At 35.7% G+C, this 11,862-nt stretch carries 10 protein-coding genes; 3 read left to right on the top strand and 7 right to left on the bottom strand.

What is annotated here, in order from left to right; translation table 11 throughout:
* Window positions 1–70: 70 nt before the first annotated feature.
* Window positions 71–2,962, top strand: a complete 2,892-nt coding sequence (gene gcvP, locus ACY0M5_RS05790) for an aminomethyl-transferring glycine dehydrogenase (protein ID WP_461631096.1) — start codon at window positions 71–73, stop codon at window positions 2,960–2,962.
* A gap of 390 nt (window positions 2,963–3,352) precedes the next feature.
* On the opposite strand, the gene ACY0M5_RS05795 is transcribed toward gcvP, so the two are convergent.
* From ACY0M5_RS05795 to ACY0M5_RS05825, 7 genes are all read right to left on the bottom strand, one after another.
* A complete protein-coding gene (locus tag ACY0M5_RS05795) occupies window positions 3,353–4,324 on the bottom strand; it encodes a D-alanine--D-alanine ligase (protein ID WP_461631097.1) in 972 nt (323 codons plus the stop codon).
* Between the two features lie 15 nt (window positions 4,325–4,339).
* The gene (locus tag ACY0M5_RS05800; protein ID WP_124993250.1) at window positions 4,340–5,416 is read right to left on the bottom strand and encodes an RluA family pseudouridine synthase; all 1,077 of its coding nucleotides are present in this window, start codon (window positions 5,414–5,416) and stop codon (window positions 4,340–4,342) included.
* Between the two features lie 13 nt (window positions 5,417–5,429).
* Window positions 5,430–6,257, bottom strand: coding sequence for a PASTA domain-containing protein (locus ACY0M5_RS05805; protein WP_461631098.1), 828 nt, complete (start codon window positions 6,255–6,257; stop codon window positions 5,430–5,432).
* A gap of 288 nt (window positions 6,258–6,545) precedes the next feature.
* Window positions 6,546–6,704, bottom strand: a complete 159-nt coding sequence (gene rpmH / locus ACY0M5_RS05810) for a 50S ribosomal protein L34 (RefSeq protein ID WP_124993247.1) — start codon at window positions 6,702–6,704, stop codon at window positions 6,546–6,548.
* A gap of 103 nt (window positions 6,705–6,807) precedes the next feature.
* Window positions 6,808–7,428: a 16S rRNA (guanine(527)-N(7))-methyltransferase RsmG gene (rsmG, locus tag ACY0M5_RS05815; protein ID WP_461631099.1), complete on the bottom strand. Its 621-nt coding sequence runs from the start codon at window positions 7,426–7,428 to the stop codon at window positions 6,808–6,810.
* 76 nt (window positions 7,429–7,504) lie between these two features.
* Entirely contained in the window at window positions 7,505–8,119 is a 615-nt protein-coding gene (locus ACY0M5_RS05820) for an RNA polymerase sigma factor (RefSeq protein ID WP_124993244.1), read from the bottom strand.
* On the bottom strand, window positions 8,110–9,243 hold the full coding sequence (locus ACY0M5_RS05825; protein ID WP_124993243.1) for a glycosyltransferase: 1,134 nt from the start codon (window positions 9,241–9,243) through the stop codon (window positions 8,110–8,112). Before ACY0M5_RS05825 ends, ACY0M5_RS05820 begins: the two co-directional genes overlap by 10 nt.
* 246 nt (window positions 9,244–9,489) lie before the next feature.
* Here ACY0M5_RS05825 and tgt point away from each other — a divergent pair, with 246 nt between their 5' ends.
* A complete protein-coding gene (tgt, locus tag ACY0M5_RS05830; protein WP_124993242.1) occupies window positions 9,490–10,620 on the top strand; it encodes a tRNA guanosine(34) transglycosylase Tgt in 1,131 nt (376 codons plus the stop codon).
* 119 nt (window positions 10,621–10,739) lie between these two features.
* Complete coding sequence (locus ACY0M5_RS05835) at window positions 10,740–11,816, top strand: LptF/LptG family permease (protein ID WP_461631100.1); 1,077 nt, start codon at window positions 10,740–10,742, stop codon at window positions 11,814–11,816.
* Window positions 11,817–11,862 lie beyond the last annotated feature (46 nt).

The following is an 11,862-nucleotide window of genomic DNA, read 5'->3' on the forward strand; positions in this document are numbered from 1 at the left end:
TAAATTTAAATCTTTTACTACTTTTACGGACACAAATATTTTATAAACAACACCTAATTTAAACAACAATATGGCAACTGAAAAGTTTGTTTCCCGTCACATTGGACCTCGTAATGGCGATATTAAAACAATGTTGGAAACTGTTGGTGCTCCTTCTCTGGAAGCCCTGATTGATGAAACAATCCCTTCAGATATTCGTTTGGAAAAAGCATTAGACCTTCCAAAAGCATTATCAGAATACGAATATTTTTCGAAGATTAAAGGAATTGCTGCTAAAAACAAAGTATTCCGAACATTCATAGGACAAGGGTATTACGATACCATTACTCCGGCCGCTATTCAGCGAAATGTATTGGAAAATCCAGGATGGTATACCCCTTATACACCTTATCAGGCAGAAGTATCACAGGGTAGATTGGAAGCTTTATTGAACTTCCAGACTATGATTTTGGATTTAACCAAAATGGAACTGGCTAATAGCTCTCTTTTAGATGAAGCAACTGCCGTGGGAGAGTCAATGTATATGATGCAGGCTCTACGTTCCCGCGCCAAGAAAAAGGCTGATGCAAATCAGTTTTTTGTTGATAAGAATGTTTTTGCTCATACTCTTGACGTCTTAACTACTCGTGCAACTCCTCTGGGAATAGAGCTTGTTGTTGGTGATTTCAATACATTTGAATTTACTGATCAGGTTTTTGGAGCCATAGTTCAATATCCGGCTTCAAACGGTAGTATTCAAGATTATGCAGCTTTTGTTGAGTGTGCTCATCAGGCTGAAGCATTGGTTGCTGTATCTGCTGATTTAATGAGTTTGGCGTTGCTAACTCCTCCAGGTGAGTGGGGTGCTGATATTGTTGTAGGTACATCTCAACGTTTTGGTGTTCCAATGGGATATGGCGGACCTCATGCAGCATATATGGCTTGCCGCGAAGCTTACAAAAGAAGCATTCCCGGACGTATTATTGGTGTAACCAAGGATGCTCAGGGAAACAATGCTTTGCGTTTGGCTTTGCAAACCCGCGAACAGCATATTAAACGTGAAAAAGCAACCTCTAATATCTGTACAGCGCAAGCCTTGTTGGCTACAATGGCTGGTTTTTATGGTGTTTATCACGGTCAGGAAGGTTTGAAGAGAATTGCAATGCACATTCATTCTGCTGCAGGCATTCTTTCCGAAGGATTAAAATCCTTGGGTTATCAACAAACTGTTGACAACTTCTTTGATACTTTGCAGGTTGTGATTCCTGCCGGGGTTTCTGTTGAGGAAATTCGCAAAGCTGCATTGCAGGCCGAATTCAATTTCTATTACATTAACGATACCACAATTGGTATTTCAATTGACGAGAAAATTAGCGCAGAGGAATTAAGTGCTGTTCTTACCATTTTCTCAAAAGCAGCAGGTAAAAATGAAGTTGTTGTGGAGGGTATTGAAGATAAAATTTCATTCGATTCAAAATATGCAAGAACAAGTGAATTTCTAACTCTGGATGTATTTAAACGTTACCGTTCCGAAACCGCTTTGATGCGTTACATTAAAAGTTTGGAAAAGAAAGATATTGGACTGAATACATCTATGATTTCTTTGGGATCGTGTACAATGAAGCTGAATGCAGCAGTGGAAATGCTGCCAATTAGCTGGCCGGAGATTGGTGGAATTCATCCATTCGTTCCTGTTGATCAAGCTCTTGGTTACAAGGAAATTATTGAAGATCTTGAAAAATGGCTTTCGGTTATTACCGGATTTGCAGGTTGTACTTTACAGCCAAATTCTGGTGCTGCCGGGGAGTATACAGGATTAATGGTGATTCGCGAATATCATATATCAAGAGGTGAAGGCCATCGAAATGTGGTTTTAATTCCTTCATCAGCACACGGAACAAATCCTGCTTCGGTTACAATGTCAGGAATGAAAGTTGTGATTGTAAACTGCGATGAAAACGGAAACGTAGAATTTGAGGACTTAAAAGCGAAAGCAGAAAAGCATAAAGATGATTTGTGTGCATACATGATCACCTATCCATCTACACATGGTGTGTTCGAAACAGGTATTAAGGCGATGATGAATCTGATTCATGAAAACGGAGGACAGGTTTACATGGATGGAGCGAATATGAATGCTCAGGTTGGTTTAACAAATCCGGGTACAATTGGTGCCGATGTTTGTCATTTGAATCTTCATAAAACATTTGCAATTCCTCATGGTGGCGGCGGACCTGGTGTTGGTCCAATAGCTGTGGCTGAACATTTGGTGCAATTCTTGCCTTCTCACAAATTTGTGAAAACCGGTGGCGAAAATGCAATTACTGCAGTGGCAGCAGCTCCGTTTGGATCTGCAAGTGTATTGCCAATTACCTATGGATACATTGCCATGTTAGGCGCTGAAGGCTTGGAGCAAGTTACAAAAATGGCAATTTTGAATGCCAATTACCTAGCTTCCTCTTTTGAGAAATTAGGTTTCAAAATTTTATATAAGGGAGCAAAAGGGCGCGTTGGTCACGAGATGATTTTTGACTGCCGTGAGTTCAATAAATCTGTAGGAATTACCGATACGGATATCGCTAAGCGATTGATGGATTATGGGTTTCATGCTCCAACATTATCTTTCCCTGTTCATGGTACATTAATGGTTGAACCAACCGAAAGTGAGCCATTGGAAGAGATGGATCGTTTCATTGAAGCATTGGCCAAAATTAATGAAGAAATGAAAGAGATTGAAGATGGTGTTGCTGATGTTTCTGACAATGTATTGAAAAATGCACCACATACACATAGGGTATTAACTGCTGATGAGTGGAATCATACATACAATCGTCAAAAAGCAGCTTATCCATTAAGTTGGGTTGCTGATAATAAATTTTGGCCTTCAGTTGCTCGTGTTGATGATGCTTTTGGCGATAGGAACCTAATGTGTACATGTGCACCATTAGAAGCTTATTTGGAAGAACATATCGATGTTGACTAAGTAATATCAGATAAATATTTTAAAATCCGGTGAGTTAATTTTCATCGGATTTTTTTATAAACAAGATCGAAATTTAGGGCACAAAAAAGGAGGCTGCCCCGGCCTCCTTTTTGTTCTATTACTAACCCTAAAATTTAACTATGAAAATAATGAATTGAATAAATTCATTAAATCTATGTGTGTTTACGTTAGGGTTTTGAAAAAGTTTTGGTTAGTAAGAGCTTAGAGTTTAAATTTTGTCTGATTGATTTTCATAAAAATGACTCTTTCCCTTTTGCTGCAAGTCTTTCCTTGAGACGGGAAAAAATGAAAAAAAAATGAAAAAAGGACAGTTTTCTCTTCATTTAACTAAATATTGTAATTATCAGTAATTCAGATATTTAAATTAATTTAAAATTCATTTTCAATCACCATACTCAAAATATCTTTTAAATCTATATTCATGGCGGCAACTTGTTGGGGTATAAAACTAGTTGCTGTCATTCCCGGAATAGTATTCGCTTCTAAAACGAAAATTTCATCTTTTCGAAGCATATAATCAACCCGAACAATCCCTTTGCACTTTAAAGCGTCATAAATGTCCGAAGATAAATTTTGTATTTGAAGAGTTAGCTCTTCTGAAATTCTCGCTGGCGTAATTTCATCAGCCATTGTGGGATCGTATTTGGCTTCGTAATCGAAGAATTCCTTTTTAGGCAATACCTCTGTTACTGGAAATACAAGGGATTCCTTTTTTGTCTTGACTAAACCACAGGTGAATTCCAATCCGTCTATAAATTCTTCGATGATAACTTCTTTTCCTTCACCAAAAGCTTTGGCAATGGCTTCATCCAGCTCATCAACTTTCTTAACTTTCGAAATGCCAAAGCTAGAACCATCTGCATTTGGTTTCACAAAACAAGGCATGCCCAGATTTTCATTTATTGCTTGGGTCGAATAGTTTTGGTCTATTTTAAGAAGAATCGACTTGGCAACCTTAAAGCCCAACGATTTTAAATAGGAATTACAAGCATGCTTATTAAAACTAAGCGAACTGCTAAAAACATCGCAGGTTGAATGGGGAACAGCAAGTAATTTTAAATATCCCTGCAAAATTCCATTTTCACCGGGAGTTCCATGAATTCCAATATACGCGAAATCAAACTTTACCTTACCTTCTTCAGTGCTAAAACTAAAATCATTTTTATCGATCGGATAATATCGATCGTCGATTTTTACGTTCCAATCTGTTCCTTTTAGTATTACTAAGTAAGGAGTGTATTTCTCAGCATCCAGACATGAGAAAATATGATTTGAAGTTTGCAGGGAGATTTCAAATTCAGCAGAATCTCCACCTGCAATTACAGCGATTGTTCTTTTCATTGGGTATCTATGGTTTTATTGTTCTTCTTCTTCCTCTATAGGTCTGTTAGAGGTGTAATCTCTCCATTTCTGGATTAAAGTGGCCATGTCATCAGGAATTTCCGAATCAAATGAGATATATTCTCCGGTTACCGGATGATTGAAGCCTAATGTTTTAGCATGTAAGGCTTGGCGCGGACAAATTTTAAAACAGTTCTGAACAAATTGTTTGTACTTGGTAAAGGTGGTTCCTTTTCTGATATCATCTCCTCCGTATTCAGCATCGTTGAATAGGGGATGACCAATACTTTTGAAGTGGGCACGGATTTGATGTGTTCTTCCGGTTTCTAAAATACATTCTACCAAATTTACATAGCCAAGTCTTTCCAAAACTCTGTAATGGGTTACAGCATGCTTTCCATGTTCACCATCAGGGAAAACATCCATAACTTTTCTGTTTTTAAGATTTCTTCCAACATGACCGGTTATTGTTCCTTCGTCGTTTTCAAGATTTCCCCAAACCAATGCTCTGTATTTACGGTCACTGGTTTTATTAAAAAACTGCAATCCCAGTTTGGTTTTAGCATCTTCGGTTTTGGCAATTACCAATATCCCGGATGTGTTTTTATCAATACGATGTACCAACCCCGGGCGAGGATCTTTTGCATTAAATAAAGGGAGGTTTTGCAAATGAAAAGCCAAAGCATTAACCAATGTTCCCGAATAGTGCCCGTAGGAAGGATGTACAACCATTCCCGGCTCTTTATTAATGATTAAAAAAGCATCATCTTCATAAACAATATTTAAAGGAATATCCTGAGGAATAATTTCAATTTCTCTTGGCGGATAACTCAACACAACGGTGATTACATCCTTTGGTTTTACCTTGTAGTTACTCTTAACAGGTACACCGTTTACCAAAATGTTTCCATTGTCAGCAGCATCTTGAATTTTATTTCTCGATGAGTTTAACATTCGGTCAACTAAAAATTTGTCTATTCTAAGAGGATTTTGTCCAGGATCGGCCTCAAAACGAAAATGTTCGAATTGTTCCTGGTTTGCATCCAGATCTTCGTCAACATTGAAATTATCTAATGGTTCTTTTTCAGTCATTTTTTAAGTTGTTTTAGTAAAGCAAGTTGCTTAAACTTAGTTGCATCAGAGAATCAGCGCGTTGTAGTTTTACCGAATCCCGTGTTAGCCAGATATCAATTTTAGAACCAGGTTGAATCCTTTGATCATTATCAAAAGAAGGATATTGTTTCCAAACTTTGGATTGAATAGAATCAAAATGGTTGGTAATTGATTGATCGAATTGTATTCTTCCCAAATTCATATTGGATAGAATGATTTTTTCTTTTGCCTGAGATTTTGTTTTCCCAATTAAATTTGGAGCAATAGTTCCATTGTTATCCCCTTTTCCCAGAACTAAGTCTATGCTTGCGCCTTTATCAATCATACTGCCGGCAAATATTGTATCGCCGCTGTATTTTGGAAATAACACAAGGTTAAAAAATTGATTTTCGGCATATTCTAGTTTTCCAATCTGAAAACCATTGGTTATTAATAATTCATAGGCTTGCCGGAATGAATTATCGACCAAATTAGGGAAACGAACCTGTTCAGGTTTGTTGGCATTAATGGTTAAGAATAAACTTCTCTTTCTTTTTACAACCGCACCAGCTAAAGGTCTTTGGTCAAGAACCGTGCCCGGAGCAAATTTTGGGTTGTATATGGAATCGTAGATAGAGAAAACCAATTGCTCAGTTTCCAGTTTATTTCCGGCTTCTTCAATACTCATACCATATAAATCCGGAACTTCAAGTTCTTCTCCGTGATGGGTGTACCATCTTAAACTAATTAGAGTGATCCAAATTAGAACTATTGTAATTAATAAAGCGATTCCAATCTGTATTAGAAATAGCTTACTCTTAAAGAAATTTACTGATTTCATCCTCATTAGGGGCTTTAGTATTCTTTATAAACAACTACCTGCAAAAGAAAATATTGCTTGAATTACTTTTCTTTTGCTTTCTACAAAAATAGCAGAGATTTTTTAGATTATAGAAAAAAATGGAGCAAACCAGAACTAATTATTTGATTTGAGATTAATCCATAAAAAAAGAGCTCCCTCGGAACTCCATCTTCATCAATAATAGAATATTGTCTATTCTATAAAATACAAAAAAGTAAAGAATATAAAATCCTTTACTTTCTGTATATCGTCAACTTAATTTAAAAATTAAGCCTTGTGTTTGTGTTCACTAGAAACAGATAGTTTTTTTCTGCCTTTGGCTCTTCTACGAGATAATACAGCTCTACCGTTTACTGAAGCCATTCTCTCTCTGAATCCGTGCTTGTTTCTTCTCTTTCTATTTGAAGGTTGAAATGTTCTTTTCATCGCGAAAAATTTTTATCGAATAAAGTTATTATATGCGTTGATTTCGGATTGCAAAAATAGGGTTTTTTTTAATCTAACAAAAAGATCAGCCCTTTTATTTTCACTAAATATCAAGATGTACTACTTTTTTTGTCTCAAAGAACTCTTCCGAGAAATAATTTGAGCACTCGTAAACACTGATTCTGCTTCCATATTCGGAGATTTCACCCTCAAAATCACCACCCTTTAAATAAATTATTCCATTGGGTAAACTATTTTGATCTTTCCCCTTACTATTTTTAAGAACCATGTTTACAAATTTTGGAAATGCCGTAACAGCTCTGCTTACAATAAAGTCAAATTTATCTTTAACCTGTTGTACGCGAATGTGTTCGGCCTTTACGTTGTTCAGCTTTAGTGCATTCGCAACTTCAGTTACAACTTTTATTTTTTTCCCGATCGAGTCGATTAAATAAAAACTGCATTCAGGAAATAAAATAGCCAGCGGAATTCCTGGAAAACCACCACCTGTTCCAACATCCATTATTTTTGTGCCGGGAGTAAATTGAATCACCTTGGCTATTGCTAAAGAATGTAAAACGTGATGTTCATAGAGTGAATCCATATCTTTTCTGGAAATAACATTAATTTGCTCATTCCAAAAAGTATATAATTCTTTTAATCTGAAGAATTTTTGTTCCTGTTCTTCAGTTAAATCGGGAAAGTATTTTTTGATGATTTCCATGCCAAATGTAAATTTAAACTTGGCAAATATAGACTAAATTTTGAAGATGCGAATGAAAAAGAAGTGCGGATTCTCTTTAGTTTTTTTTCTTATCAATCTTTATCTCAGTATCTTTTAGAGTGTTAAAAAGTAATTCCCGCGCTCTAAATAATTGTGCTTTTACAGTGCCAATAGGCAGATTTAATTCTTTCGCAATTTCCTCATAGGAAAATTCTTCAAAATAGCGCAGTTCTATTAACCTTCGGTAGCGTTCTTTTAAACGACCTACCTCGTTGCGCATTATTCGGGCTTTCTGATCCCTAATAAACTCTTGTTCCGGATTTAGTGTGTTGGATTCCAGGGATATACTTCTCTCGTTTTCAGAGTCATCTTTCCCATCAATAGAAATAGTATTGCCTTTCTTTTTTCGGAGAAAATCAATACAGTTATTGGACGCAATTTTAAACAGCCAGGTGCTGAATGCATATTTTGGAGAATACTGTTTGATGTTTCTAAATGCTTTTCCAAATGCTTCAAACGTTAAATCTTCTGCATCATTTTTGTTGTTCACCATTTTTAGCAACATGAAGAAGATCGCGTCTTTGTATCTTTTGAAAAGCTCCTCATATGCTTTTTGAGTACCATTAATAGCAGATAAAACAAGCCTGTAGTCGTATTGAGCTTTTTCCGAGAGGTTAGGATTTATTTCCATTGGTTGCTTTTACTGAGAATGAAATTTGTAGACAAAAAATATATTTTTGAAAATAACACAAAAATCTCATATAAGTACGAAGATAAAAATAAATTTTCTTCCTTCAAATGCCTGGTACTTATTTTAAATAAGGTTCCAATCAGTATTATTTTTGTTAAATATATAATTGCGACGAAAAAGTATAAGTGTGTAAAGAGTAACGCGTAAATACTGATACTATAAAAGATCATTTTGCTTATTGGTTCTAAGTCAGTAAGTAAACGAATTTTGAAGGGAAGGTATTTTCGGCATTTGTAATAATGCCTGTTGATTCTGATCCATTGGTCAAAAGCACAAATTGAAGACAGGTTAATTTTGGCTTCGGGTTGAAGACATACGGATGCTCCGGAAAGTTTAGCAAGTTGAAAAACCATTAGGTGATCATATCCGGCCTCAAAGTGGGAATGCTTTACAAAACCTTTGTTTGCAAAGAAATCGGATTTTTTGTATCCCAAATTATCACCATTTCCGGAATGAGCGTTTCCTGAAGAAGCAAAACCTGCACTTTTGATATTTTTTGAGAGTAAATCGAATTTCAGAAAATTATAAAAAAAGCCCTTTTTGTTCTCAAAATTAGCATAGCCTATGTGTACTCCTTTGTCCCATGAGTTTACGAATTCCTGCAACCATTTGCTGCTTGAGGGTTTACTGTGGATATTGGTGAAAATTATTTTTTCATTCTTAGCGGCTTTAATCCCGATACTTAATGCCAGCTTTTTGTTGTGTTGAAATTTATCATCCAAAGGTATTTTTGTAGAGCGAAGATGAGGGTATCTTTTTTGAAACTCTTTAATTATTGTTTCGGTTTCATCTTCACTACCATCATTAACCAAAATTAACTCAAAGTCGGGATACTCCTGTTCCAGGAATAGTGAAAGGTTTTCTTGTAAATAACATCCCTCATTTTTCACGCATATAACAATAGAAACAGGTTCTGTTTTTATGTTGTGATTGGTTTTTTTCTCTTTTTTGAATAATTGGATGTAACGAAGTTGATATAACATCTGTACGCAAAAAGCAACCAAGAGAACAATGAGAATAGCCCATTGATTAAAAGAAGTCGGTAGAGTAATTATTGTTTCCAAATTTAGGCATGTTTTTGTGCCTCAAAAATAAGAGATTCTTATCGATAAAAAAATTTTGATATGCAGATTGATTTATGTTAGCAAAGACGACTTGTCTATGTGTCTGATATTCTTGCTTTAGGAATCATCAGTTTACCTTCGGACAAGGTAAGTGATTCAGAAATAAGATTAATTAGTATCTTTGCTGCCTGATTTTTTTACGAATTGGTTGAGATACCTGATTGTAAGTAAATATAAATAGGTCATATGGATTTTAAATTACTGAATACAGATACTAAGTCTTCGGCGAGGACAGGGGAGTTAACCACGGATCATGGGAAAATTCAAACGCCCATTTTTATGCCGGTAGGAACACTTGGTTCTGTAAAAGGTGTACATCAGAGAGAGTTAAGAGATGATATTAATGCCGAAATTATTTTAGGTAATACCTATCATTTGTATTTGCGTCCTGGTTTGGATGTGTTGGAGAAGGCGGGTGGCTTGCATAAGTTTAATGGTTGGGATCGGCCTATTTTAACAGATAGCGGTGGATTTCAGGTGTTTTCTTTGGCTGAAAACAGGAAGTTATCAGAGGAAGGTGCAATGTTTCGTTCACACATTGATGGCTCGAAGCATTTCTTTACTCCGGAAAATGTGATGGATATCCAAAGAACCATTGGTGCTGATATTATTATGGCATTTGATGAATGTCCTCCCGGAACATCTACTTATGAGTATGCAAAAACTTCACTTGAGCTTACTCAAAGATGGTTAGAGCGTTGTGTGAAAAGATTTGATGAAACAGAATCAAAATATGGTTATTCGCAAACTTTATTTCCGATAATACAAGGTTGTGTTTACAACGATTTGCGGATTAAAGCAGCTGAACATGCAGCATCTTTAAATCGGGAAGGGTATGCAATTGGCGGTTTGGCAGTTGGTGAGCCGGTGGAAGATATGTATTCGATGATAGAGGTTGTTAATCAGATTCTGCCTAAAGATAAACCGAGATATTTGATGGGGGTTGGAACTCCTGTTAATATATTGGAAGCCATTTCGAGAGGTGTTGATATGTTTGATTGTGTAATGCCTACCAGAAATGGAAGAAATGGTATGATTTTCACAAGTGAAGGAATTATCAATATTAAAAACAAGAAATGGCATGATGATTTTTCACCAATAGATCCTAATGGAACATCATATGTGGATCAGGCCTATTCAAAAGCTTACGTTCGGCATTTGATTCATTCGGGGGAGTTGTTGGGTTCTCAAATTTGCAGTATTCACAATCTGGCTTTTTATTTATGGCTGGTACGCGAAGCAAGAGAGCATATTAATGCAGGAACTTTTGCATCATGGAAAGAAATCATGGTTAAGAAATTAGCTGCCCGTTTATAACTGTTAAAAAAGCTTACAATAGATTCAGCTCGATTGGTAATTGAAGAATAAGTTATACTTTTATTCCGAAATTTGTTATTCTGCAATTTTCGGGAAATAAGGAATTTAAAATTCAGGTTTTGAGAAAATTAGATTTATACATTATCCGAAAGTTTTTGGGAACTTTCTTTTTCGCTATTGTTCTGATAATAAGTATTTCGGTTATTTTCGATTTTTCGGAACATATCGATGAATACATCGATAAGGAAGCTCCTCTCAGGGCAATCATCTTCGATTATTATCTAAATTTTATTCCATATTTCGCCAATCTTTTTAGTGCGTTGTTTACTTTTATTGCAGTAATTTACTTTACCTCTAAAATGGCATATGACACTGAAATAATTGCCATTTTAAGCAGTGGGGTAAGCTTTCGCAGATTGATGTATCCTTACTTTATTTCAGCACTAATTATTGGAATATTTTCGTTTCTTCTAAGTAATTATATAATTCCTCCAGCCAATCAAAAAAGGCTGAATTTTACAGCGACCTATATCAGTAAGCAATTCAGAAATAACGAACGTAATATTCACAGGCAAATAGAACCGGGTATTTTTATTTACATGATTAATTACGAAACAGCCAGTAATACAGGATATAAGTTCGCGTTGGAGAAATTCGAAGGAAAGGAGCTGGTCTCTAAATTGACATCCAGATCGATTCGGTGGAGTAAGGAGAAAAATAAATGGACTATAAATGATTATTTTATTCGAAGAATAGACGGGGATAAAGAGTCATTTGAAAACGGAAGGACGAAGGATACAACCTTTAATTTTGGACCGGAAGAGTTTGGCTCTAAAAAAAATATTGTTGAGGCAATGAATTTACCGCAATTGAACGCATACATTGAACAACAGTCCATGCGGGGTGACAGCAATATTGAAGCTTATAAGATTGAGAAATACAAGAGGATGGCGAATCCGTTTTCGACTTTTATTCTTACGCTTATTGGTGTATCACTTGCATCACGCAAAATTCGTGGAGGAATGGGTTTGCATTTAGGAATTGGACTACTGTTAAGTTTTTCATTTATACTTTTTATGCAGATATCTATTGTATTTGCAACAAACGGAAGTATGAATCCCATACTTGCTGTTTGGTTGCCTAATATTGTTTTTTCATTCATAGCGGTATATTTGTATCGAATCGCGCCAAAATAGAAAAAATCTAAATAGTTTTTTGTGAATTGATTTGATTATCAAGCTA

The sequence above is a fragment of the Labilibaculum euxinicum genome, from assembly GCF_963678175.1.
Classification (GTDB): Bacteria; Bacteroidota; Bacteroidia; order Bacteroidales; family Marinifilaceae; genus Labilibaculum; species Labilibaculum euxinus.

What these genes read in the sequence shown, in the direction of transcription:
- rsmG (WP_461631099.1), bottom strand. Translation starts at nt 7,428, where the DNA reads ATGGAAATCATCAAAAAATACTTTCCCGATTTAACTGAAGAACAGGAA.
- tgt (WP_124993242.1), top strand. Translation starts at nt 9,490, where the DNA reads ATGGATTTTAAATTACTGAATACAGATACTAAGTCTTCGGCGAGGACA.
- ACY0M5_RS05820 (WP_124993244.1), bottom strand. Translation starts at nt 8,119, where the DNA reads ATGGAAATAAATCCTAACCTCTCGGAAAAAGCTCAATACGACTACAGG.
- gcvP (WP_461631096.1), top strand. Translation starts at nt 71, where the DNA reads ATGGCAACTGAAAAGTTTGTTTCCCGTCACATTGGACCTCGTAATGGC.
- ACY0M5_RS05795 (WP_461631097.1), bottom strand. Translation starts at nt 4,324, where the DNA reads ATGAAAAGAACAATCGCTGTAATTGCAGGTGGAGATTCTGCTGAATTT.
- rpmH (WP_124993247.1), bottom strand. Translation starts at nt 6,704, where the DNA reads ATGAAAAGAACATTTCAACCTTCAAATAGAAAGAGAAGAAACAAGCAC.
- ACY0M5_RS05800 (WP_124993250.1), bottom strand. Translation starts at nt 5,416, where the DNA reads ATGACTGAAAAAGAACCATTAGATAATTTCAATGTTGACGAAGATCTG.
- ACY0M5_RS05805 (WP_461631098.1), bottom strand. Translation starts at nt 6,257, where the DNA reads ATGAAATCAGTAAATTTCTTTAAGAGTAAGCTATTTCTAATACAGATT.